Genomic DNA, 22,364 nt, shown 5'->3' with positions numbered 1-22,364 from the left:
TACGGATGTCAGCCCGCGCAGATCACGTCGTCCACCCGGATGGGCTCGGAGTCGAGGCGTACGTAGGCGGTGAAGGTGTCGGTGAGTCCCTCCTCCCAATGGGTGGTGACGGTGGCCCAGCCGACCCCGGCCGACTGGGCGACGGTCACCGGGCCGACCGCGATGCTCTGCGGCTCGTTCTGGGCGCAGAGCAGGACGTCGGCGCCCAGGCTCTCCTTCTGCTTGTCCTTGAGCAGCTGCGAGACCCGGGTCTCGCGGTCGTGGAGGGACGGGCCGTGGTCGCCGTAGAAACCGACGAGGAAGCGGCCGATCACGTCGGCGGTGTGGTGCACCGGGACCGGGGTGGCCACCGGCGCGGCAAGAGCGGGAACGGGAACGGACGAGAGGGTCGCCGACGCCAGCAGGGTCAGCAGCAGGGCGCCAAGGCTGTACGGCTTGAGCTTCATGTCGGGTTTGTACCCGCCTGTCGGGGGCAAGGGCCGGAACGCGGCCCGGATCTCACCCCAGTGGAGGCCCTGATTCACCGCAGAAACGACCCTCCGGCCCCGGGCACACCGGTTCCCGCCCCCGGTGACGTGTTCCGGGGAAGGCCCAGACGGGTGCACGGGGACACGCCTGGGCAGCCGAAAGGGTGGCGCGGTAATCGGGTCGCGGGCACCCGGGCCACGTACGTAGGGTCGGATCATGGGGAAGCCGCTTGTCGCAGTGTTCAGTGGGGCCGGGATGTCCACCGATTCCGGGATTCCGGACTACCGGGGGCCGCAGGGGCTGTGGCGGCGTGATCCGGACGCCGAGAAGCTCGTGACGTACGAGTACTACATGGCCGATCCGGAGATCCGGCGCCGGTCCTGGCTGATGCGTGCCGAGCTCGGCGCGCTCCGGCCGCGGCCCAATGCCGCGCACCTGGCCGTGGCGGAGCTGGAGCGCGGCGGGACCCCGGTACGGGTCATCACGCAGAACGTGGACGGGCTGCACCAGCTCGCCGGGATGCCCGCCCGCAAGGTGTTCGAACTGCACGGCACGGCCCGGTCGGTGGTGTGCACGGTCTGCCGCGCCCGGTCGGGCATGGACGAGGCGCTCGCCCGGGTCGCCGCCGGGGAGCCGGATCCCGCCTGCCTGGCGTGCGGCGGGATCCTCAAGGCGGCGACCGTGATGTTCGGCCAGCGGCTCGACCCGGAGGTACTGGGTCAGGCGATGGCCGTGGCCAAGGGCTGCCAGGTCTTCATCGCCGCCGGGTCGACCCTCCAGGTGCAGCCCGCTGCCTCGCTGGCCGGGATGGCCGCGGAGGCCGGGGCCCGGCTGATCATCGTGAACGCCGAGGAGACCCCGTACGACTCCCTCGCCGACGAGATCGTCCGCGAACCGATCGGAACCGCCCTGCCGGCCCTCCTGGCCCGGATCGCCGCCGACCGGGTGACGCTCCAGCCCGAGAACCCGTGACGCTCTAGCCCGAGAACCCGTCGGCCGCCCGCCGCATCTCCGCCACGTCGAGCTTCTTCATCTTCATCATGACGGCCGTGGCGCGGGCGGCCCGCTCCGGGTCCGGGTCGCTGACCAGGTCGATGGCGCCGGGCGGGATGACCTGCCAGGACACCCCGAACCTGTCCTTGACCCAGCCGCACGCGGACTCCTGGCCGCCGTCCTTGGTCAGCGCGTCGTAGTAGTAGTCCGCCTCGGGCTCGTCGGCGCAGTGGATCTGGAAGGAGATCGCCTCGGTGAAGGGGAACTCCGGTCCGCCGTTGAGGCCGACGAACTTCTGCCCGTTGACCTCGAACTCGACGATCATCACCGAGCCCGGCTGCCCGGGGCCCGCATCCGTGTAGCGGCCGATCCGGCCGATCTTGCCGTCCTTGAAGACGGACAGGTAATAGTCGGCGGCGGCCTCCGCGTCGCCGTCGAACCACAGACACGTGGTGAATCCGTTGCTGCTCATGGCTGCCTCCATGCGAGTGCGTGCATGCTGCGCGCGTGCGGCGTGCGTACGTCCTCACATACAGACCGGCCCCGGGCCCGAATTTCATCGGTGGCCCGGGGCCGGTCTGTGTTCGGCGGCGAATTCGCCCGTTCGGCCTACTTCGCGGGCTCGGCGCCCATCGCGAGCATGCGGTCGACGACTCGCTCGGTGGCCCGGCCGTCGTCCAGGTCGCAGAACTCCTCGCGGAACGCCGCACGCGCCTGGGCGTACTGCTCCCCGACGGTGTCCGCGTTCCGTACGGCCTCGATCAGGCTCGCCGAGTCCGCCAGCAGCGGACCGGGGGCCTTCTCCTCCAGGTCGAAGTTGAAGCCGCGCAGGGTGCCCTTGTAGTGCGCCAGGTCGTACGTGAAGAGCAGGATCGGCCGGTCCGTGAGCGCGAAGTCGAAGATCGCGGAGGAGTAGTCCGAGATCAGCACGTCGGCGACGAGCAGCAGGTCCGCGGCGTCGGGCCAGCGGGAGACGTCGACGACGAAGCCGTCGCGCACGCCCTCGCGCACCTGCTCGCCCACGTGGTGGTGGCCGCGGACCAGCAGGACGTGGTCCTCGCCCAGCTCGCGGCGGGCCTGGTCCAGGTCGATCCGCAGGTCGAGCTTGTAGCCGCCCGACCAGCCCTCGCAGTTCTCCCGCCAGGTGGGCATGTACAGCACGACCTTCTTGCCCTCGGGCAGGCCGAGCCGCCGCCGGACCTCGGCAATGCGCTCCGCGTCGGGCCGTACCAGTGCGTCCGTACGCGGGCTGCCGGCCTCGATGACCTCGCCGTCGTAGCCGAGGGCGCGCTTGAGGATGGGCGTCGCGTACGAGCTCGGGGACGCGAGCAGGGTCCACTGGGCACTGTCGTGCTCCAGGCCCTCCAGGATCTCCGGGCTCGTGTAGTAGTCGTGCACGAAGTCGTGGCCGATCTGCTTGATCGGCGTGCCGTGCCACGTCTGGACGACGACCTGCCCGGCGCGGCGCTCGAAGCGCAGCGGCACGTTGTCGTTCGTCACGTAGTAGCGGGCGCGGGCCAGCAGCTCCCAGGACTCCACGCTGCCGTACTGCACGGCGCGTGCGGTCGCCGGGACCTCGGCGCGGCCGTCGCGGACCAGCCAGATGTGCTCCAGCTTCTCGCCGCGGCGCACCAGCTCCTCGTGGATGGCGCGCGGGGAGTCGCCGGCGCCGTTGCCCTGGAAGGTGTCGTAGACGACGACGTCCTTGACCGGCAGGGCGCGCTGCGCCGGGTAGGTCTCGAAACGGGCGACGCGCTGGGCGTACCGGGAGCGGTCGTGCGGGCTGAGCAGCGGGTCGGCGACCAGCACCATGCGGTCGTGGAAGCGGGTCTCGACCCGCATCCGGCGGCCCTGCACGGTGAGGGGGTGCGGTCCGGCGAAGAGCAGGCCGGGGCCCATCTGCACGGGGGCGCCGCGGTCGACGCCGAGCAGGCCGGCGGTCGTCCCGCCCTGGGCGGCCGGACGCAGGGTGGGCCACCAGCGGCCCTCGGGCAGCGTGGTGCGGCCCGCGTACGCCTCGGCGAGCACGGGCTCGAATGCGGCCTCGAAGGTGTCGCCGTCGCGCGTGACGGGGTAGCTGAACTCCACGCCGTGCGCGTTGTGCAGGACGAGTTCGTACGGCTCGTCGGTGGGTGCGACGAACCGGCCGCGCAGGTTCAGGGTGCCGTCCTTGGCCTCGACTGCGTCGATCAGCGGCGGCGAGGGCTGCACGGAGAGGGTCAGGTGGCCGGTGTTGCCGCGCTTGGCGAACAGGGCTCGGTCCGCGTCCCCGCCCGGCAGGGGCAGGACCAGGCCGGCGAAGCCGCCGCGCTCGTCGTGGGCCAGGCGGTGCTCGGTGCCGTCGGCGCCGATCACGGCCAGGCTCCAGGGCTCCGGGGTCCACTCGCCGGGCTCGCACGGGGCGTCCGGTACGGCGGCCAGGTCGGCCAGCGGCACGCGGGCGGTGAAGGGGATCCGGCCGGCGCCGGGCGCGGCGGTCTCCAGCGGGAAGGTGAGGACGGCGCCGGTGGAGACGTGGACGGCCTGGAGGGTGGTGGCGCTGCCGATCGCGGGAGCGAGCTCACCGGCGATCTCGACGGCGTCGTCACCGGCAGGGCGCACGTCCAGGGCACGGGCGCGCACGATCTCCACCTGGACGGTGAAGGAGCCGGAGATGGCGGGGACGATCCGGACGTCCGGGGCCACCCAGTGCGCGGGCGGGTTCTGGCCGGTGTCGTGCTCACCGCCCCTGAGGCGGGCGCGGTGCAGGCCGCCGGCCCCGGTGACGGCGACGGAGGTGGTCCATATCCCCTCGTGCCACTTGCCGCCCGACTGGAAGATCGACGGGTCGACGACGGCGGTGAAGCCGGCCCAGTCGGCGTGCCGCAGCGCGAGGTGCGGGGCGTTCACGGTGGCCATCGGGGAGGCGACCGTACGGGCGCTGACGACGGAGCGGCGGCGCTTGCCCCCCTCGCGGAAGATCAGCATCTTGCGGGAGCCGAGGCGGCTCTCCGCACCGAGGTGGCCGGGCAGGGCGTAGCCGCGCAGGAGCAGCTTGCCGTCGGCCCAGGCCGCCTGCTCCAGGCGGCTGACGACGCGGCGCTCACGCGGCCCGAGGGTGAGGATCTTGGCGGGGACCGGCGGGCGGTCCTGCAGGAACGGGTAGTCGGCCTGCGGGCGGGCGAGTCCCTTGACCGGCACGCTGTAGTGGTAGTCGCGCTGGTGGTCCTGGAGGGCGATGAAGTCCTCGACGCGGCCTTCGCTGGCGAGGAACGCCTTGAGGCGGTCGGCGACGGTCAGGTCGGACCAGGGGCCGGTGCCGATCTCGCGGACGAGGCCGCCGACCTCCTTGACGAACGCGGCGCGGAAGTCGGCGCCGCCTTCACCGACGTACTTGTAGATGAGCGGGAGTTCCTCGCTCAGCACGTTGTAGTCGTAGTCGCGCAGGTAGCGGGCGTACTTGGCGCCCTGCTTGGCCTTGAGGGACTCGCGGACCAGGCGTACGGACTTCACGCGGTCGATGAGGGAGACCGGGTCGGTGGCGCGCTGGGTGATGGAGCGCTCGCCGGTCTCGCGGACGCGCCAGTGGTAGACGCAGTCGCTGAGGATGTCGACGCTGGACGCGAAGTAGTGCGCGGGGATGCTGACCGGGGCGTCCTCGTAGAGGATGCCCTCCGGGTACTGGAAGCCGTGCTCGTCCCAGAACGTGCGCCGGTAGACCTTGTTCCACGCGGTGCGGTCGGTGACCAGCGCCGGGAACTTGGAGATGTGGGTCTTCAGCTGCGTCTTGGCGAAGGCGGCCCGGTGGCCCCAGGACTGCGACATGCCGACGGAGCGGAAGCGCTTCACGTTGCCGCCGGCGAAGTCCGAGCCCGTCTCGTCGAGCGCTTCGATCAGCCGCTGGTAGGCGTAGTCCGGCATGGTGTCGTCGCTGTCGACGAAGGCCAGGTACTCGCTGTCCTTGTGGGCGTGCCGGGCTCCGACGTTGCGGGCGGCGCCGAGGCCGGCGTTCTCCTGCATCACGACCCGGAAGCGCTTGTCCTTCGCCGCGAAAGCCTTGGCGATGACGGCGCTGGTGTCCGTGGACCCGTCGTCCACGAGGATGGCCTCGAAGTCGCCGAAGGTCTGAGCGGCGATGGATTCCAGGCACTCGTCGAGATAGAGCTCGACGTTGTAGACGGGGACGACGATGCTCAGGCGCGGGGGCATGGGTGGCGGGTTCTCCAGCGTTTTGGTGCTTTATCGATGATCAGCTACTCACAGCATCTTACTAGCTAGCGGAATCACGAACTCCTCCGATATCGGGCATACCACGGCTGATCGCCGGGGCGGACGGCAAAGAATTCAGCCGCCCGCCACCTCGACGATGCGCTGCCGCGCCGCCCGGCGGGGCGCGGCCGGGAGGAGACCCCCCGGTCAGATCTCCAGCTCCGCCTCGATCGACTTCAGCTGGTGGCGGGCCATCGCGAGGTTGGCCCGGCCCCGGTCGAGGGCGAGGTAGAGGAAGAAGCCCGAGGAACCCCTGCCCTTCAAGAGGCGGATCAGGTGGTACTGGTTCCCCAAGGTGATGAGAATGTCCTCGATCTCGTCCTTGAGTCCCAGCATCTCCATCGTGCGGACTTTGGCGCGGACCACGTCCGTGTTGCCCGCGGCGGCGACCGCGAGGTCGAGGTCCTTGCCGCCGCCCACGGTACCGAGGGCCATTCCGCTGCCGTAGTCGACCAGGGCGGCGCCTAGTGCGCCGTCGATGGTGGTGGTGGCTGCCTTGAGCGTGGTCTCGACATTTGCCATGACTGGTTCCTCTTTCTCGTTTCTCGCTGGGCGTTACCGGACCCGGCTGGGTTCTGGTGTCGGCAGGTATGGGGGTCAGTCGGTCAAGCGGGCTGGACGGGTGGGGCGGGTGGAACAGGCGGGAGGGGCGGGGCGGTCCGCGAGGCGGCACCCCGCCGCCCGAGGGTGTGGTCTATGAGCTCGGCTATGCGCAGGCTGGAGCGCCGGGCCTCCAGGTGGAGGCGCCCGACGTTGACGCGCGTCTCCGCGGTCAGGGTGAGGACGGCCGCCTCGCCCGCCGCGTAGGTGGCCACGTATCCGTCCTCGCCGCGGACCAGCAGTTCGCGGAATCCGCCCTGGCCCGTGCTGTCGCTCAGCCGCTGGGCCACGCCGAGGGCGGCCGCGGTCAGGGCGGCGACGGTCTCGCCCTCGACGGAGGCGCTGTCCTGGGCGAGCACGAGGCCGTCGACGCTGGCGGCGAGGGCGCCGGTGAGCTGGGGTACGCGGGCTCGCAGCCTGCGGAGCTCGGCGAGTATCTCGGCCTCCGCCTCGGGCGGCACCGTGCTCATGTCGGCCTTTCTCCTTTCGGGCAGCCTCCGCTCGGAGCGGTCGGCGCGCAGGGCCGGTCGCAGCGGGAGCCTCACAGGCTTGCCTCCAGTGCGTCGCGTAACCGGCGGAGCAGCGCCACGTCCGGGGATTGGGCCTGGGTCATCCAGTCGGGCAGGGGTTCCGCGGCCGGCGGAGGGGCCGGGGTGTGCGGGGTCTCGACGAGTCCGGCCGCCGCGAGGCGCCGTACGTCGAGCAGCGTGTGGAAGGCGGGCCGGCCTAGTACCCACGCGAGGTCGGCCGGGGTGCGCAGGCCGTCCGCCTGGCGCAGCAGGATCCGCTGCCGGGGGGTGACCGTCTGGCCGGGCGCGGCGGGCCGCGGCACCACCGGGGCGGTGTCCAGCAGCGGGTACGGCCAGACCGCGTCGAGGAGTTCCCTGCGGCGCCGGGTCTCGCGTTCGACGGCGGCGGCCGGGACCGAACGGACGGACCCTATCCAGTGGGTGGCCCCGCGGCGGAACCGGGAAGGCCCGCTGCCCGGGGAGAGGGCGAAGAAGGCTGCGTCGAAGATGGCGGCGATGTGGCAGATCTCGAGCTCCCCGCCCGCGAGTCCGCCGCTGTCGACGAGGAAGCGGGCGACCTGGCGGCGGGCGCCGGCCCGGTCCACGGCCTCGCGCCAGCGCTCGGGGGCGAGACCGCCGCCGGTGGTGAGGAGCACGTCCAGGCCGGGGGTGGCCGGGCTCTCGGCGTGGACGACGTTGCCGTTCTCCAGGAAGAGGGTGCCGCGGTCGCGTAACAGGGCGCCGGTGGCGCGTTCGGCGGCGAGCCGGGTGAGGAGGGGGGAGACGGCGGCGGACGCGGCCACGGGCACGGTCGGGGTGGTCATCTGAGCACCAGCCCCTCCGCCAGGGCGCGGAGTCTGTGGCGTGCGAGGGCGAGGTTGCCGTCGGCGCGGTCGAGCCACAAGTGCAGGAAGACGCTGCTGTCGAAGCTCGTCTCGACGAAGCGCAGCACGTGGTAGCCGGTGCGGGTGGTGACGATCAGGTCCTCGACGGGCTGGCCGGTGGCGTCACCGGGCTTGTCACCGGGCGCGGCGTCCGCCGCCGGGGCGAAGGACTCGTACTCGGCGGCCGCCCGGGCCAGCTCGGCGGTCTCGGCAGCGGTGGTCTCGTGGTCTCCCACGGGCGATTCCCCCGCGGTGCCGAGGGCCAGTCCGCTGCTCCAGTCGACCAGCGCGGCCCCCCGCGCACCAGGCAAGGCCATGGCTTCGAGCAGGCATTCGTCGATCCCGGGCACGCGGGCTCCCCTCCCGGCCGGACGTGCGGATTGCACGGTCGTACGGCGCGACAGGAGGGAACTTACTCAACTTCCACACTGCGGAAGGGGGTTCTGGCATTTTCCGCTGGAACATGCGCCGAAGCGCGCGAGAGCTTGGCCGGAACCCGTCGACTTTTGATCACGAAGCGAGCGGAAGATCGTCCGAGAGCCGGAAAGACCCGCCTTCGCGCAGGACGTAGCCCTCATGGCTGAGGGTGCGCAGGAGGTGGTAAACGGTGGGCAACGGGATGCCGGTGAGCCGGGCGAGCCGCTTGGCCGTCGCCCCGCCTTCCGCGTACATCGCTTCCAGGAGGCGCAGCGCGCGCTGCACGGAACCGATCAGGGTGGGTGTGCTGTCCTTCGGGCCGTGGTGGTCGTTGCCGTGGTCCTGGTCCTGGCTGTGGTCCTGGCTGTGGTCGGCGCCCATGAGTGGTCCCCCTGCTCCGGTACGAGGCCTGGCAAACCCATCAAAGTCGCTCACCAGCCACAAAACCAGCTGACTCGCGTAAACCCGAGCATAAGATCACCGGACCTCGGTCCAGTCCTCGAAATGCCAGGGCTTGTCCACGGCGAGGGTGTGCGGGGTTCCGGCGACGGTCAGGAAGGTCTCGCGCGGGGTGCCCTGCTCGAAGGCGAGGACCAGGGACCCGTCGGGCGTGGTCTCGGCCGAGTCGACGCCGCACAGGGTGAGTTCACCGAGCAGGGCCAGGGGATGGGTGGGCAGGGAGCTGCCCACGGAGGGGGCCGTGCGTACGTCGCCCTCGGGTCCGTAGCCGACCCGCACCCAGCCGAAGAGCGGCTGCTCGAGGCGCCAGGGGGCGTCGATGTGGAGCCGGGCCTCACGGTCGCGCGCCTCGTCTAGGAAGGTGAGGACGTAGGTGCACCGGCGTTCGCCGATCTCCATGACGAGGGCGTTCTCGAGCTCGTCGGGTGTGGGAGCGCCCGCTGCCGGACGCGGACCGCCCCCGGCCCTGAGGCAGTACGGGTCCAGGCAGTCGGGCACCGGTTCGAGGACCGGGCCGTGCAGCGGGGTCCGGTCGGTGAGCCCGGCCCACAGGGCGGGCACCGCGTGGCGCAGGACCAGGGCGAGGACGTCGTCGGCGACCCGGTCGACGCTGCGCTCGTCGGTGACGGTCCACCAGTGGTCGTGCGGATGGCCGAGCAGCTGCCCGATCCGCGTGTGCCGCCCGACGGGCCCGACGCGATTGGCCGAAAGCCTGCTCCCGAGGGCCGGGCGCAGCCGCCGCAGGGCCTCGTGCTCCTCGTACGGGACGGACCGCACGTTGACCGTGAACCTGCACCGCTCCTCCCCGTCGCCGTCGGAGGCACTGCGCTGGAACCCGATCAGCGCGTGATCGGGCGCGGCCTCCCGGAGCCGGTACTCCAGCCCGGCCCCGGTGAACCCGGCGTCACGCAACGCGGGCGCGACCCTCCGGCGCAGCATCTGGTGGAACAGATCGGTCGCATTCACCCCGCCAGTGTCACAAACCCCCGCCGCCCCCGGCAAAACCACATCCGCGCACCTCAGCCCGGGTGCGGTGGGCGAGTGGGCCGCGTTCTGTGAGTACGGGGAGCAGCTGTCGGCCGAAATGGAGCGCGGGGCGGACGGCAGTGGGCCACAGCGGCTGCGCCGGGCCGCCGCCCGGCGCGGGCACAGCGTGGACAGCACCCACCCGCCGACGCACCTGCGCCGCCGCTGCGCGGCCGCGGGCGGCCCGCATCCGGCAGGCGTAGTCCACGACACGGCGCGGGCCGCCGCGGTGAGCGCGGAGCTGGCCGCGGCGCGGGCCCTCCTCGCACGCCGGGTGATCCGCGACCACGCGGGCTGACCGGCAAGGTCCGGTCGGCGGGCCGTCTCACGTCCCGGTTGATCCGATCGGTCGGATCTGCCGGTGGGTCGCGCCGGGACGTTCCCGGCGGCGGCCGGGCCGAGGCTATGAATGCAATCGCATGACCGTTTCATCACCCGACCATCCATGAGCGTCAACCTCAGGAGCCACCCGATGCGCCCCATCAGATCGGCCTGTCTCGGCACGGCCACTGCGCTGGTCACCCTCCTCGCCTGCGCCCCTCTCGCGACCGCCGCGACGGACAACGATTCCGCTCGCGACAAGGGCAAACACCAGGTCATCACACTCATCGGCCGGCTCGCGGAGCAGACTCGCTTCCCCGTCAACCCCGGCGGTCCGGCCGCCCAGGGCGACCGGACCGTCGTCCGCTCGATCCTCTCCGATCAGGCCGGCAACCAGGTCGGCGAGACCGGCGGCTTCTGCACCACCACCCGGGCGGCGCTGCCGGGGGACAGCGGCGGAGCGGAGGAGTGCGTCGTGACCTACACCCTCCCGGACGGCCAGCTCACCGTGCAGGGGATGTACTTCGGCATCCTCAACCCGGGCCCTCCCCCCTCGTTCGACAACGCGATCACCGGCGGCACCGGGAAATACCACCGGGCTCGTGGCTCGGTCCACGCCGACACGATCGGTACGGGCACGAGGCGCTTCACGATCGACCTCTACCTCTGACCGACCCTGCCCGCCCGGAGAGAAGGGCAGTACTAGGGCTGCTCCTCGAGCAGGCGTTCGGCCATCGTCTCGATGAGGGGCGCCACCGGGTGGTCGTCCAGCAGGGTCGGAACGGTCAGGTCGTCCACCATCAGGCCCAGCATCGCGAGGTAGAGCAGCACCACTCCCCGGCGGTCGCCTGGCAGGCCCGTCTCCAGGTGCCAGGCAACGTTCGCCTCCAGCTCCGCACGGAGGAACCCGGCCAGTTCCGCCTGCAGTTCGGGGCGCCGGGTGGCCTCCAGGCGCAGCTCCAGCATGGCGATGTGCACGTTGCGCTCGCGGCGGGCGCGGTCCAGCAGCCGGGCGAGCAGCACCTTGGTGTCCGGCGAGCCGGCCGCGTCGGCCGGGTCCGGCAGCAGCCGTTCCCGCGTGCGGTGCAGGATCTGCACGAGCAACTGGGCACGGTTGGCGAAGTAGTTCGAGGTGGTGCCCGTCGGCACGCCCGCCTCCGCGTCCACCGCACGCAGCGTCAGGCCGCGCGAGCCCTCCCGCGCGAGGACTTCGATGGCTGCGTCGAGCAGCACGGCGCGGCGCTGCGGATTCTGGCGCATGGTCAGGTCCCTGGGTGGGTGCGGCACGTCCTGTGAGCACTGCACGTGCAGTGCTTCGCACAAGGTAGCGGATGGGGGCGGTCCGTGCCCTCCCCACCACCCCCTCCCCCGTGTCAGGCTGCCCGTCATGGAGCGGATCATCGAGGAGATACGCGAGGACCTGGCCCGCCGGCTCGCCGTGGCGGCGGACCGGCTCGCCGACCGGACGCTGGCCGAGGACCCCGCGTACGCCGCCCTGCTCGGCCGGGCCGAGCTGCGCGAGCGGATCCACCACAACCTCCGCCAGGCCGTCGAGGGCCTGGTCCGCAGCGCCCGCGGCCTGCCGGTGGAGCTCGCCGACGCCCGGGCCACCGGCACGCTGCGGGCGGAACAGGGGTTGCCGCTCAGCTCGTTGCTGCGCGCCTACCGCAGCGGCGGGCGGCTGCTCTGGGCGGCCCTCACCGAGGCGGTGGCCGCGCACGACCGGTCGGCGCTGCCCCGCCTGCTGCCGGGCGCGTCCGCGCTGTGGGACGTACTGGACCAGATGACGGACGCCGTGTCCGAGTCCTACCGGCGTACGGAGGCCGCCCGCGCGGACCGCGACCGGGAGCGCCGCGCGGCCCTGCTGGACGTCCTGCTGGACGGCGCGGCCGCCACCGACGCCCCCACGGCCTCCGAGGCCGCAGCGCAGCTGGGACTTCCCGAGCGCGGCCGCTTCGCCGTGGTCGTGGTGGCCGCCGACGGCTCCGCCGGGGCCGCGGAAACGGCCACGGAGAGAACCGGCGCCGCCGGAGCGCCCCGCGTGCTGTGGCGGATCCGCGCCGGCGGCGAGAGCGGTCTGGTGGAGCTGGGCCACCATCCGCTGGAATCCGTACGGGAACTGCTCGCGGGGCTCGGGGTCCGCGCCGGGGTCAGTCCGGTCGTGGAGGCGCCGGCCGAGCTGGCCCGGGCCCACCGGCTGGCCGCCCTCGCGCTGCGCACCACCCCCGAGTCGGGCGGCCCGCACACCGCACTGCTCGACGAGGGACTCCCGGCGGCGCTGGTCGCGGCCCAGGCCGAACTCGCCGGACGGCTCCGGACGGTGGTGCTGGGCCCGGTGCTGGCGCTGCCCGTGGAGGACCGCCGGCTGCTGCTGACCACGCTGGGCACCTGGCTGGCCTGCCGGGGCTCGACGACGTACGCCGCGCAGCGGCTGTACTGCCACCGCAACACCGTCTCGAACCGGCTGCGGCGCCTGGAGCAGCTCACCGGCCGCTCGCTCGCGGACCCGCGGCAGGTGGTGGAACTGGCGCTGGCGCACGCGGCGGTGGCGCAGCGGGCCGCCTCCGCTACGGCGCGTGCGGGGACTTCGCCGACTCCAGCAGGTACGGCACGTCGATCACCGCGACCCCCGGGGTGAACAGCAGCCGGGCCTTCAGCCGCAGCGCGTTCTGGTTGTGCAGGGGCTGCTCCCACCAGTGGCCGACCACGTACTCCGGGATCACCACCGAGAGCACGTCCATCGAGCTGTCCGCCGCCAGGTCCTCGACGTGGGCCAGGATCGGGCCCACCACCTCGCGGTACGGCGAGTGCAGGATCTTCAGCGGGAGGCCCGGGGCGTGCTCGGCCCACTCCTCGCGCAGCCGGGCCGCTTCCTCCTCGTCCGCGGCGACGGTGACCGCCGTGAGCGTGTCGGGGCGCAGGGCCTGCGCGTAGCCGAGGGCCTTCAGGGTGGGGGCCTGCACCGAGGCGACCAGAACCAGTACGTGGTGGCGGGCGGGTTTGCGCGGCTTCGCGCCGGGGGCGATGGCGACCTGCCGGGAGACCTGGTCGTAGTGGCGGCGTACGCCCTTCATGCCGAGGAACAGCAGCGGCATGGCGATGACGACCAGCCAGGCGCCGTGCGTGAACTTGGTGATCAGGACGATGACCAGAACCAGGGCGGTCAGGGAGGCGCCGACCGCGTTGATGGCGAGCCTGCGGTGGATGTGCACCCGCTGCTCGCGCCGGGTGGCGGGCGAGGCGAGCTCCCTTCGCCAGTGCCGGACCATGCCCGCCTGGGAGAGCGTGAAGGAGACGAACACGCCGATGATGTAGAGCTGGATGAGGCGGGTCAGTTCGGCGTCGAACGCGACGATCAGGGCGATGGCGACGAGCGCGAGGAGCACGACGCCGTTGGAGTAGACGAGCCGGTCGCCCCGGTTGAAGAGCTGGCGCGGCGCGTACCGGTCCTTGGCCAGGATCGAGGCGAGCATCGGGAAGCCGTTGAAGGCGGTGTTCGCGGCGAGGATCAGCACGCCCGCGGTGACGGCCTGGAGCAGGTAGAAGAGGAGGTGCCAGCTGCCGAAGGTGGCGCGGCCGATCTGGGCGAGGGCGGTCGAGGTCGGGGTGCCGGGCGGCAGGCCCAGTTCGGTCGGGTCGGCCGCGACGTGCACCTGGTACGTCATGGCGAGCACGGTGATGCCCATGAACATGGTCACCGAGAGGACGCCCATCGCGGCGAGGGTGGTCGCCGCGTTCCTGGCCTTGGGCTTCTGGAAGGCGGGGACACCGTTGCTGATCGCCTCGACACCGGTGAGGGCGGTACAGCCGGAGGCGAAGGCGCGCATCGCGAGGAGCACCACGGCGAGGCCGGTGTAGGTGCCGGCCGCGGTGATGGGCAGGTGGGCGGACTCGGCGCGGATGGTGTCGCCGGTCGCCAGCCGTACGGCGGCGCAGGCGAACATGAGGTAGATGACGAGGACGAAGCCGTAGGTGGGGATGGCGAAGACGCGGCCCGACTCGCGTACGCCGCGCAGGTTCATCAGGGTCAGCAGCACCACGAACCCCACCGACAGGCCGACCTCGTGGTCGTTCAGCGCGGGGATGGCGGAGGTGATCGCGGCGACACCGGCGACGACGGAGACGGCGACGGTCATCACGTAGTCGACGAGCAGGGCGCTGGCGGCGGTCAGGGCGGCGGTCTGTCCGAGGTTCTCGGAGCTGACGATGTAGGCGCCGCCGCCTCCGGGGTAGGCGTGGCAGGTCTGCCGGTATGAGGCGATGACGACCACGAGCAGAAAGACGATGGCGGCGGCCGCGTACCAGGTGAGGTGGAGCAGTGTGACGCCGCCGAGGGCAAGGATCAGCAGGATCTCCTGGGTGGCGTAGGCCACGGAGGAGAGCGGGTCGCTGCAGAAGATCGGCAGGGCGAGCCGTTTGGGCAGGAGGGTCTCGCCCATCCGGGCGGTGTCGAGGGGTTCACCGACCAGAACGCGCTTCACATTGATACGCCTCATTGGGGCATGATCGTTGATGTTTTGCGCTATTCGCCCCTTTTAGTGACGGTGTCACCTGGCGAGCTCCTCCGCCCGGTACGCCAGCCACAGATCGTGCCGGGCGCTCGGGGACTGCAGCAGGGAGCGCTCCAGCAGCGCCTCGACACGGGTCAGCCGCTTGCGGGCGCCGGGGACGGAGACGCCCAGCGCGGCGGCCGCCGGGACGAGTTGGGCGTCGTGCGCCAGCCAGGTACGGACGGTGGCGCGGGCGCCCGACGGGGCGTCGGGCCCGGTCAGCAGGCGCAGATGGGCCCGGGCCCAGGCGGTCAGCCGCGGATCGCGCAGCACCTCGTCGAGATCGGAGGCGGCCGCTGCGGCCGCGCCGGCACCGGGCCGCGCACCCGGGGTCAGCCGCAGGGCCAGCGAGAGCGCCGCCTGGTCCCCGAGGCGTGCGAGGTCCAGCCCGAGCAGGGTCTCGACCAGGCGGAGCCGGGCGGCCAGGGTGTTGCGGTGGATCTTCAGCAGCCGGGTCGCGTGCGAGGTGAAGTTCAGCCAGGCGTGGGCGGTGGCGCGCAGTTCCTGCGCGCCGGGGTCCTGGGGGCGCCGGGGCTCGTACGCGTGCAGCGGCGCGAGCAGGGCCTCGGCCCAGCCGGCCCCGGCCCCGTGGGCGGCGAGCGCCAGCTCGGGGCCCGGCCCGAACCGGGCGTGCCGTTCGTGGCGGCCGCGGGCGACGGCCAGGGCGTGGAAGGCCTGGGTGTAGGCGGCCGGCGCCTCGCGCAGGCGCATCTCCCCGCTGGCCCCGACCGCGCAGTCCGGGGCCACCTCCACCAGCGCCCCGGCCAGGGGGTCGTGGTCGGCCGAGGCCGCTGCCAGGTCCGCCGGGACGAGCACGATCAGGTGGCGTACGTACACCGGGCAGCGCACGATCCAGGCCCGGCCGCCCGTCAGTTCCTCGCACCGCCGGGTCACTTCGCCGCGCTGACCGGTCCGGCATTCCACGACGTACATCCGCATCGGCTCGGGCAGCGTGGGGCCCAGCGCCTCGGCGATCTGGCGGGCGGTGGAGAGCCGGCCGTTCATCAGCAGGTGCAGCACCGCCTCTCGGGCCCGCGACTCGGCGAGAGCGGCCCGCGCCTCCCGCCGCGCGGCCTCCTCGGCGCGCAGGACGAGGGCCAGCGGTACGGCGGCGTCCGCGAGCAGCGTGGACGCCTCCGGGTGGTGCGGCCGGGACAGTACGGCGGCCAGCGCGCGCCCGCCGTCCAGCGCGAACAGCAGCGTGGCGGATCCGGCGCCGTGCAGGATGGCCGACCGTACGCCGCGGGCGTTCATCTCGGCGACTCCGCGCACGGCGGACTCCGGCCCGCGCCCATCTTCGGCGTCCACCACCCCGGCCCACCCGCCCAGGCGGCCGGCGAGCCATTCCAGCAACGCGGCCGACCCACCGGTGTGGGCGAGCCGGTGGACCTTGAGCACGTCGTCTGACCGGGACACCGCGGCATTGAACCACCTGCCGCACACTGTGCGCAGCGATACCCGTCCGGCGGCGTCACTGGGCGGAGCGAACCCTGCGAACGGCCCCCGACCGGCATAGGTTGGGCTACGAGCGGCCGGATCCCGGCATCCGCGGGGGAAACACCGGGGTCCGCCGCCGCTCACATGCGGGCGGCCGCGCTGCGGATGGCCTCGCGGATGCGGAAGTAGGTTCCGCAGCGGCAGATGTTGGCGATGGCGTCGATGTCCTCGTCCGTGGGGTCGGCGGTGCGCTTCAGCAGGGCCACGGCCGCCATGATCTGGCCGGGCTGGCAGAAGCCGCACTGGGAGACGTCCTGTTCGAGCCAGGCCTCCTGCACGGGATGCAGGTCGTCCCCGTCGGCAAGCCCCTCGATGGTGGTCACCGTCTTCCCCGCGCAGGCGGAGACGGGCACCACGCACGGCCGGACGTCGGTGCCGTCGAGGTGGCTGGTGCAGGCCTTGCAGACGTCCACGCCGCAGCCGTACTTGGGGCCGGTGACGCCCAGCATGTCGCGCAGCACCCAGAGCAGGGGCAGGTCGTCGGGGGCGTCCACGGTGACGCTCTGCCCGTTGACGGTGAAGGTGTGGGAGGGCACGGCGTACTCCTGGCTGCGGGCTATCGCGGGTAGGGGGTGAAGTCGACGTCGAAGTCGAGGGGGAAGCTGCGCGGCTTGGAACCGGTGGCCCGGGCCCAGGCGTTGGCGATCGCGCCGACCGCCGCGGGGACGCCGAGCTCGCCCGCGCCGCCCGGCTCCTCGCCGGTGGCGGGCAGTACGTGGACCCGTACGTCACGCGGGGTGTCGCGCTGCTTCGCCCAGTGGAACTGGCTGTAACTGCCCTCCAGCGGGAGGCCCTTGTCCAGGTGCAGTCCGGCGCGCAGGGTGGTGGAGATGGCGTCGGTGAGGCCGCCGATCATCTGGGCCTCCAGCCCGCGCGGGTTGACGGGCAGGCCCACGTCCACGGCGATGACGGCCCTGGTCACGCGCACGTGCTCCGGGTCGCGGGTGTCGATCTCGACGAGGCACGCGGTGCGGGACTTGTACTCCTCGTGGAAGGCGATGCCCTGCGCGCATCCCGCCGGCATCGGCCGCCCCCACTGCCCTTCCGTGGCGGCCTTGTCGAGCACGGCCCGCTGGGCGGCGGTCTTCAGGAAGGTGCGGCGGAACTGGTACGGGTCCCGGCCGGTCGCGGCGGCCAGTTCGTCGACCACGATCTCCTCGGCGCCGCGGGTGTTGGCGGAGTACACCGAGCGCCAGGAGCCGGTGGGGATGCCGGTCGGCACCTCGGTGAGGGCCTGGGTGGTGAGCCCGAAGTGGTACGGGGACTTCACGGTGGTCAGGAACAGGGTCTGGGCCAGGGTCGCGTTGCCGATGCCGAGCGGCAGACTCGCGGCGGTGGCGGTGATGATCTCGCCGAGACCGTGCCGGAAGTCGGTCTCGGCGGCGGCTACCCGGTGCTCGAAGGTGAGGATCTCGCCGAGCAGGTGGGTGGCCCGGATCTTGTGGTGGGTGGCGGGGCGCATCCGGCCGTGCCGGGTGTCGTCCACGCGGGTCCACATCAGCCTGACCGGGCGGCGGCAGGCCTTGGAGATCCGGGCCGCCTCCAGGGCCGCGTCGAAGAAGAGCCGCCGCCCGAAGGAGCCGCCGGCCTGGACCACGTGCACCGTGACCTTGTCCAGCGGCAGTCCGAGGTCGGCGGCGATGGTCTCGCGGGCCACGATCGGGGACTTGAGCCCCGACCAGATCTCGGCGCGGTCCTCCCGTACGTCGGCGACGGCGGAGTTGGTCTCCATCGGGGCGTGACTGACGAAGGCGAAGTCGAACTCGGCGTCCACGTACGGGGTCAGGAGCGGCGGCACCAGCAGCGGCGGGGTGGCCGCGCGCAGCTTCGTACGGATCTGCGCGTCGGACAGCGCGTCGGCGGGGCCCGGACCCCAGGTGACCTGGAGGGCGGCCTTGGCGTCGAGGGCCTGCCCGAAGGTCTCGGCGACGACCGCGACCCCGGTCGGGACGGTCACCACGTGCAGGACGCCGGGCATGGCCTTGACGGCGGCGAGGTTGGCGACGGTGCGGACGCTGCCGCCGAGCGTGGGCGGGCGGCGCACCACGCACGGCTTCGCGCCGGGGACATCGAGGTCGAGGGTGTACCGCTGGGCTCCGGTGACCATGGCGCGGGCGTCGACGCGGCCGGTCGGCTTGCCGACCAGGGTGTGCTTCGCCGTCTTCTTGGGGGTGGCGCCGAGGACGACCAGGCCCGGGTCGGCGGCGGCCGCGGCGAGGGAGCCGTAGCCGGCGGTGCGGCCGTCGGGGGCGCGGACGGCGCCGTTCGCGGTGGTCAGGGTGGCCGGTGAGAGGCTCCAGCGGCGGGCGGCGGCCGCCACGAGGCGGGCCCGGGCGGTGGCGGCGCACTGGCGGACCGGCCCGTAGAGGGAGCGGATGGAGTTGGAGGAGCCGGTGAGCTGGTTGAAGAGCAGTTCGGGCCGCGCGTCGTCCAGTTCGACGCGAACGGCGGCGAGGGGCGCGTCCAGCTCCTCCGCGACCAGCATGGCCACGGCGGTGGTCAGGCCCTGGCCGACCTCCTCGCGCGGCAGCCGGAAACGGATCGTCCCGTCCGCCTCGACGGCGAGCGCCAGCAGGGCGGAGGTGGGTGCGCCGGCCAGGATGAACAGGTCGCCGAGGTCGATCACATCGGCGATGGCGGGCAGGCTCGGCACCACGGCGTGGGCGGGCTGCGGGGCGAGCGCGTCGGCTCCGGCGCGGGTGACGAGGGCGAGCGTCGGCGCCGCGACGAGGTAGGTGAGGAAGGAGCGGCGGCTCTGCCCCGCCGGGTGGTTCTGCCCGGTCATGTGTGTCGTCCCCACCCTGCGCGGGTCCGCTCGCGCGGACCACCCCTGGCTCATTACCGACACGTAGAGTAGCGATCAAGGGGTGAGGTGGGAAGCCGGAGGGAAGGATCGGGGCACGGAGTACGGGGTCATTCGTTCGGGGTACAGCAGCAGGGGCGTTGATCCCGACCCGAACGGAGGTGCACGGCTCGCACACCTCGGCCGTACGATCGATCCACCGGGCACCGAGGGCCTGTTTCCGGCCGTCGCCTACGCCCCGGTTCCGGCTCGTCGGAGGCCTCCGGGGTGGGACCGGAGAGGCGGGCGCGCCGGAGGCGTTCATGACGGCCCGAACTCGGCTGACCGGATTCGTTCGTACGGGGAAGACACGCCGGAAGGCCTGCGGCATATGTCAGGAGCAAGACCGTTCCGGATGTTGCCAAACGCCTTACACGCCGTCGCCGCCTGTGCAACAGTCGTTACCGGTCCTTCCTTCAGACTTGGCCGTGCCGCGCCTGTATCGGAGTTCTCATGCCGTCCCACCTGTTCGCGGACCGTCCCGCGCAGCCGCCCGAGCCGGGGTCGGTGGACGCACTGATCTCACAGACCCGCCGCCTCCGGGGTGAAGTGGACGCGGTCCGCCGCGACACCGTCGTGGACGACGACGACGCCCAGGGCCGCTGGCAGCGCGCGCTGTGCGATCTTGCCGTGCACCACCTCGACGACCTCGGCGAGCACCTCGGTCAGCTCAAGGAGGGCCTGCCTCCCGCGCCCGAGACCATCGTGCTCCCGCAGTCGGCGCCCGAAGCCGGACCCGAGGCACAGACCCGGGTCGGCAGCGCCGAGTGGAACCTGCTGACCGACGAGGTCAGTTGGTCCGACGAGCTGTTCCAGATCTTCGGCCGGTCCCCCGAGGCGGGCGCGCTGCCGCTCGACGAACTGGGCTCCACCCTGTTCTCCGAGGACCAGCCGCTGCTCACCGCCTGGGTCACGGCCTGCCTGGTGGACGGCAAGGCGATCGACGGCGAGTTCCGCATCGTCCGGGCCGACGGCCGGGTCCGGACCTTGCACATGAGGGGCGAGCCGGTACTCGACTCCGACGGTTGCACGGCCTCCATGTGGGCCGTACTGCGGGACGTGAGTGAACTGCGCCGAAGCCAGCGGGCGGTGCGCGAGTCCCGTGACTCGCTCCAGCGCCAGCGGGAGATCGCGCAGACCGAGCACCGGCTGGCGGTCGAGCTGCAGGAAGCCGTGCTCCCCCCGTGGCGCGGCTCCCTGCGGTTCCCGCACAACAGCACGGGCACACTGGACGTGGCCGCGCACTACCTGCCGTCGGCGACCAGCGCACTGATCGGCGGCGACTGGTACGACGCCATCGAACTCCCCGACGGACGCTCGATGCTGACGGTCGGCGATCTGACCGGGCACGGGGTGACCGCCACCTCCGGCATGGCGATGATGCTCGGCGCGCTGCGCGGCATGGCCATGGCCGGCATCGAGCCGGGCCCCCTGATGGGGTGGCTGAACCAGCTCCTGGAGACCTCCGTACAGCCGGCGCTCGGCTCGGCCGTGTGCTGCCGCTACGATCCCGCGCGCCGCGTGCTGTCCTGGGCGCAGGCCGGGCACCCCGCCCCGCTGCTGTTCCGCCGCGGCTCCGGCCGCTCCCTGGTGCCGCCGGAGGGCGTACTGCTGGGCGCGACCTCCGGAGCCTCGTACGGGCAGGCCGAGGAGCGCCTCGAGGTGGGCGACGTACTCGTCCTGCACACGGACGGACTGACGCCGCGCAGCATCGAGTTCAGCCGGGCCGACGGCACGGAACGGCTACTGGCGCTCGCACCGCGATTCTCGGCGGCGCGGTCGGCTCAGGACTGCGTGCGCATGGTGATCGAGGAGTTCGGCGAGAGCGAGCGCGAGGACGACGCGTGCGTGCTGGTGGCGCGGGTCGGCGCGTAGACCGCCTGCGTCGGGAACCTCGCCTCTGGGGCCTTCGGGCTCAGGGCCGCGCCGGAAGGCGCGGCCTTTCTCGTCTCCGTACGCCTTCCCGCACTACACGTCCGCACCGCGCGGACTGCGCGGCGCCGGGCTGTCGGGGAGGGCCCGTTCGATCTCCTCGCGCAGGTCCTCGATGCGCGCGTACCCCGCGTACTGGCCGGTCAGCCGGTACATCTCGCGCAGTCGGTCCCAGGTGCGGTGCGAGGAGGTCTCGTTCATCGACACCAGGGCGAGACGGGCGTAGCGGTCGGCCTGTTCGGGGTCGTCGGCGATGAAGCAGGCCGAGGCCATCGAGAGGTAGTCGAAGATCTGCGAGCGCTGGTAGCCGTCGCCGCGCAACCGCAGGGCCTCCTTGGCGTGGCGCGCGGCGATCGGCGCCGCCGTGGCGTCGTGGTCGGCGAGGGTGCGGTACGCCAGGGCCTGCATGCCGTGCAGGTCCGCCTCGTCGAAGTGCTGCATCCAACTCGGCGGCGGTACGTCGCCCTTGTCGGAGACGAACAGCTCCTCCGCCTCGCCCAGGGTGCGGCGCATGGCCTGGCCCTTGCCCATGGCGGCCTGCGCCCAGGCCTCGATGGTGTGCAGCATGGCGCGCGTACGGGGCAGGGTCTGCTCGCCGGAGCCGGACTGGGCCAGCTTCATCAGGTCGAGGGCCTCGTTCGGCTTGCCGAGGTGGACCATCTGGCGGGCGGCCCGGGAGAGCGCCTCGCCGGCGCGCGGCCGGTCGCCGCCCTCGCGCGCGGCGTGCGCGGCGATGACGAAGTACTTCTGCGCCGTGGGTTCGAGGCCCACGTCGTGGGACATCCAGCCCGCGAGGACGGCGAGGTTGGCCGCCACCCCCCACAGCCGCCGCTGGAGGTGGTCGGGGTGGTGGTAGGCGAGCATCCCGCCCACCTCGTTGAGCTGGCCGACGACCGCCTTGCGCTGGAGGCCGCCCCCTCTGGAGGCGTCCCAGGCACGGAACACGTCGACGGAGCGTTCCAGTGCCTCGATCTCCTGGGAGCCGATCGGGGCGGCCTCGTAGCGGTCGTAGCCCGCGGGGTCGGCCTGGAAGGATTCCCCGAAGCGCTGCGCCTCCTTGGCGAGCGCGGGGTCGGTGTGGAGCCAGTCGTGCATGGCGTTGCTGAGGGCGGAGCCGGCGGTGAGCACGGCGCCCGCGCCCATCAGACCGCGACGGTTGAGCATGAGGTCCATTCCCGTGAATTCGGTGAGGACCGCGGCTGTGCGTTCGGGCGCCCAGGGCATTCCGTCGGGGTTCTCCTGAGCCCCGCCCGGCTGCCGTCTGCTGGTGCGCCGCTGCCGTACGAACCCGAGGTCCTCGATGGTCACGACACGACCGAGCCGCTCGGTGAACAGTGCTGCCAGTACCGTGGGCACCGGTTCGCGCGGGGTCTCCCCCATGTCGATCCAGCGCCGCACCCGCGAGGTGTCGGTGGCCAGCTGGGGGTGACCCATGGCCGCCGCCTGCCTGTTGACCATCCTCGCCAGTTCGCCCTTGGACCAGCCGGCCAGGCCGAACAGGTCGTTCAAGCGGGTGTTTGGACCTTTGCTCACGTCAAGCCCCCAGGTTCTCGGCTGAGTTGACAGTAGCCCGCCGTCAGATGCCCAGCGACTATTCGCCAGGCTTCGCCAGGGCACG

General features: G+C 72.5%; 20 protein-coding genes. 5 read left to right on the top strand and 15 right to left on the bottom strand.

The window, feature by feature from the left end:
- Nucleotides 1-8: 8 nt before the first annotated feature.
- Nucleotides 9-446 (bottom strand): hypothetical protein, encoded by a 438-nt coding sequence (locus JIW86_RS34915; RefSeq protein WP_257558071.1) that lies wholly within the window; start codon nucleotides 444-446, stop codon nucleotides 9-11.
- Between the two features lie 238 nt (nucleotides 447-684).
- On the opposite strand from JIW86_RS34915, the gene JIW86_RS34910 reads away from it, so the two are divergent.
- Nucleotides 685-1,440: an SIR2 family NAD-dependent protein deacylase gene (locus JIW86_RS34910; RefSeq protein ID WP_257558069.1), complete on the top strand. Its 756-nt coding sequence runs from the start codon at nucleotides 685-687 to the stop codon at nucleotides 1,438-1,440.
- A 4-nt stretch (nucleotides 1,441-1,444) separates the two neighbouring features.
- On the opposite strand, the gene JIW86_RS34905 is transcribed toward JIW86_RS34910, so the two are convergent.
- From JIW86_RS34905 to JIW86_RS34870, 8 genes are all read right to left on the bottom strand, one after another.
- Complete coding sequence (locus tag JIW86_RS34905) at nucleotides 1,445-1,933, bottom strand: VOC family protein (RefSeq protein ID WP_257558067.1); 489 nt, start codon at nucleotides 1,931-1,933, stop codon at nucleotides 1,445-1,447.
- Between the two features lie 137 nt (nucleotides 1,934-2,070).
- A complete protein-coding gene (locus JIW86_RS34900) occupies nucleotides 2,071-5,649 on the bottom strand; it encodes a bifunctional glycosyltransferase/CDP-glycerol:glycerophosphate glycerophosphotransferase (RefSeq protein ID WP_257558065.1) in 3,579 nt (1,192 codons plus the stop codon).
- 207 nt (nucleotides 5,650-5,856) lie between these two features.
- Complete coding sequence (locus tag JIW86_RS34895) at nucleotides 5,857-6,231, bottom strand: hypothetical protein (RefSeq protein ID WP_257558063.1); 375 nt, start codon at nucleotides 6,229-6,231, stop codon at nucleotides 5,857-5,859.
- Between the two features lie 83 nt (nucleotides 6,232-6,314).
- Nucleotides 6,315-6,779, bottom strand: coding sequence for a roadblock/LC7 domain-containing protein (locus tag JIW86_RS34890; protein ID WP_257558061.1), 465 nt, complete (start codon nucleotides 6,777-6,779; stop codon nucleotides 6,315-6,317).
- A 71-nt stretch (nucleotides 6,780-6,850) separates the two neighbouring features.
- Nucleotides 6,851-7,642 carry a transcriptional regulator gene (locus JIW86_RS34885; RefSeq protein WP_257558059.1) on the bottom strand — a complete coding sequence of 264 codons (792 nt, stop codon included), beginning with the start codon at nucleotides 7,640-7,642 and terminating at the stop codon, nucleotides 6,851-6,853.
- Entirely contained in the window at nucleotides 7,639-8,052 is a 414-nt protein-coding gene (locus JIW86_RS34880) for a hypothetical protein (RefSeq protein WP_257558057.1), read from the bottom strand. The genes JIW86_RS34885 and JIW86_RS34880 overlap by 4 nt, the downstream gene beginning before the upstream one ends.
- Nucleotides 8,053-8,212: 160 nt before the next feature.
- Nucleotides 8,213-8,500 (bottom strand): helix-turn-helix domain-containing protein, encoded by a 288-nt coding sequence (locus JIW86_RS34875; protein WP_406367791.1) that lies wholly within the window; start codon nucleotides 8,498-8,500, stop codon nucleotides 8,213-8,215.
- Nucleotides 8,501-8,596: 96 nt separating this feature from the next.
- Nucleotides 8,597-9,544 (bottom strand): DUF4304 domain-containing protein, encoded by a 948-nt coding sequence (locus JIW86_RS34870; protein WP_257558056.1) that lies wholly within the window; start codon nucleotides 9,542-9,544, stop codon nucleotides 8,597-8,599.
- A gap of 7 nt (nucleotides 9,545-9,551) precedes the next feature.
- Between JIW86_RS34870 and JIW86_RS34865 the strand changes: the two genes are divergently transcribed.
- Together JIW86_RS34865 and JIW86_RS34860 are read left to right on the top strand one after the other, a co-directional pair.
- Nucleotides 9,552-9,902, top strand: coding sequence for a hypothetical protein (locus tag JIW86_RS34865; protein WP_257558054.1), 351 nt, complete (start codon nucleotides 9,552-9,554; stop codon nucleotides 9,900-9,902).
- A gap of 174 nt (nucleotides 9,903-10,076) precedes the next feature.
- Complete coding sequence (locus tag JIW86_RS34860; protein ID WP_257558052.1) at nucleotides 10,077-10,595, top strand: allene oxide cyclase barrel-like domain-containing protein; 519 nt, start codon at nucleotides 10,077-10,079, stop codon at nucleotides 10,593-10,595.
- Nucleotides 10,596-10,627: 32 nt separating this feature from the next.
- Here the strand turns inward: JIW86_RS34860 and JIW86_RS34855 are convergent, their stop codons facing one another.
- Nucleotides 10,628-11,185, bottom strand: coding sequence for a TetR/AcrR family transcriptional regulator (locus JIW86_RS34855; RefSeq protein ID WP_257558050.1), 558 nt, complete (start codon nucleotides 11,183-11,185; stop codon nucleotides 10,628-10,630).
- Nucleotides 11,186-11,312: 127 nt separating this feature from the next.
- Between JIW86_RS34855 and JIW86_RS34850 the strand changes: the two genes are divergently transcribed.
- On the top strand, nucleotides 11,313-12,563 hold the full coding sequence (locus JIW86_RS34850; RefSeq protein WP_257558048.1) for a PucR family transcriptional regulator: 1,251 nt from the start codon (nucleotides 11,313-11,315) through the stop codon (nucleotides 12,561-12,563).
- Here the strand turns inward: JIW86_RS34850 and JIW86_RS34845 are convergent.
- From JIW86_RS34845 to JIW86_RS34830, 4 genes are all read right to left on the bottom strand, one after another.
- On the bottom strand, nucleotides 12,493-14,421 hold the full coding sequence (locus JIW86_RS34845; protein ID WP_257558046.1) for an APC family permease: 1,929 nt from the start codon (nucleotides 14,419-14,421) through the stop codon (nucleotides 12,493-12,495). The two genes, JIW86_RS34850 and JIW86_RS34845, sit on opposite strands and share 71 nt — an antisense overlap.
- A 51-nt stretch (nucleotides 14,422-14,472) precedes the next feature.
- On the bottom strand, nucleotides 14,473-15,891 hold the full coding sequence (locus JIW86_RS34840; RefSeq protein WP_257558045.1) for a helix-turn-helix domain-containing protein: 1,419 nt from the start codon (nucleotides 15,889-15,891) through the stop codon (nucleotides 14,473-14,475).
- 161 nt (nucleotides 15,892-16,052) lie between these two features.
- Entirely contained in the window at nucleotides 16,053-16,508 is a 456-nt protein-coding gene (locus tag JIW86_RS34835) for a (2Fe-2S)-binding protein (protein WP_257558044.1), read from the bottom strand.
- A 20-nt stretch (nucleotides 16,509-16,528) separates the two neighbouring features.
- Nucleotides 16,529-18,757 carry a xanthine dehydrogenase family protein molybdopterin-binding subunit gene (locus JIW86_RS34830; protein WP_257558043.1) on the bottom strand — a complete coding sequence of 743 codons (2,229 nt, stop codon included), beginning with the start codon at nucleotides 18,755-18,757 and terminating at the stop codon, nucleotides 16,529-16,531.
- 510 nt (nucleotides 18,758-19,267) lie between these two features.
- Between JIW86_RS34830 and JIW86_RS34825 the strand changes: the two genes are divergently transcribed.
- A complete protein-coding gene (locus tag JIW86_RS34825; protein WP_257558041.1) occupies nucleotides 19,268-20,689 on the top strand; it encodes a PP2C family protein-serine/threonine phosphatase in 1,422 nt (473 codons plus the stop codon).
- A gap of 93 nt (nucleotides 20,690-20,782) precedes the next feature.
- Here JIW86_RS34825 and JIW86_RS34820 read toward each other — a convergent pair whose 3' ends face one another.
- A complete protein-coding gene (locus JIW86_RS34820) occupies nucleotides 20,783-22,279 on the bottom strand; it encodes a hypothetical protein (RefSeq protein ID WP_257558040.1) in 1,497 nt (498 codons plus the stop codon).
- Between the last annotated feature and the right edge of the window lie 85 nt (nucleotides 22,280-22,364).

Origin of the sequence: Streptomyces sp. NBC_00162 (assembly GCF_024611995.1) — a bacterium.
In the GTDB taxonomy this organism is placed as follows: domain Bacteria; phylum Actinomycetota; class Actinomycetes; order Streptomycetales; family Streptomycetaceae; genus Streptomyces.
Note: the sequence above shows the minus strand (reverse complement) of the source record. Positions and strands in the feature narration are given on the sequence as shown.

Excerpts from the sequence above, each read along its gene's own strand:
- JIW86_RS34915 (WP_257558071.1), bottom strand. The coding sequence starts at position 446 with ATGAAGCTCAAGCCGTACAGCCTTGGCGCCCTGCTGCTGACCCTGCTG.
- JIW86_RS34910 (WP_257558069.1), top strand. The coding sequence starts at position 685 with ATGGGGAAGCCGCTTGTCGCAGTGTTCAGTGGGGCCGGGATGTCCACC.
- JIW86_RS34905 (WP_257558067.1), bottom strand. The coding sequence starts at position 1,933 with ATGAGCAGCAACGGATTCACCACGTGTCTGTGGTTCGACGGCGACGCG.
- JIW86_RS34900 (WP_257558065.1), bottom strand. The coding sequence starts at position 5,649 with ATGCCCCCGCGCCTGAGCATCGTCGTCCCCGTCTACAACGTCGAGCTC.
- JIW86_RS34895 (WP_257558063.1), bottom strand. The coding sequence starts at position 6,231 with ATGGCAAATGTCGAGACCACGCTCAAGGCAGCCACCACCACCATCGAC.
- JIW86_RS34890 (WP_257558061.1), bottom strand. The coding sequence starts at position 6,779 with ATGAGCACGGTGCCGCCCGAGGCGGAGGCCGAGATACTCGCCGAGCTC.
- JIW86_RS34885 (WP_257558059.1), bottom strand. The coding sequence starts at position 7,642 with ATGACCACCCCGACCGTGCCCGTGGCCGCGTCCGCCGCCGTCTCCCCC.
- JIW86_RS34875 (WP_406367791.1), bottom strand. The coding sequence starts at position 8,500 with ATGGGCGCCGACCACAGCCAGGACCACAGCCAGGACCAGGACCACGGC.
- JIW86_RS34860 (WP_257558052.1), top strand. The coding sequence starts at position 10,077 with ATGCGCCCCATCAGATCGGCCTGTCTCGGCACGGCCACTGCGCTGGTC.
- JIW86_RS34855 (WP_257558050.1), bottom strand. The coding sequence starts at position 11,185 with ATGCGCCAGAATCCGCAGCGCCGCGCCGTGCTGCTCGACGCAGCCATC.
- JIW86_RS34850 (WP_257558048.1), top strand. The coding sequence starts at position 11,313 with ATGGAGCGGATCATCGAGGAGATACGCGAGGACCTGGCCCGCCGGCTC.
- JIW86_RS34845 (WP_257558046.1), bottom strand. The coding sequence starts at position 14,421 with ATGAGGCGTATCAATGTGAAGCGCGTTCTGGTCGGTGAACCCCTCGAC.
- JIW86_RS34830 (WP_257558043.1), bottom strand. The coding sequence starts at position 18,757 with ATGACCGGGCAGAACCACCCGGCGGGGCAGAGCCGCCGCTCCTTCCTC.
- JIW86_RS34825 (WP_257558041.1), top strand. The coding sequence starts at position 19,268 with ATGCCGTCCCACCTGTTCGCGGACCGTCCCGCGCAGCCGCCCGAGCCG.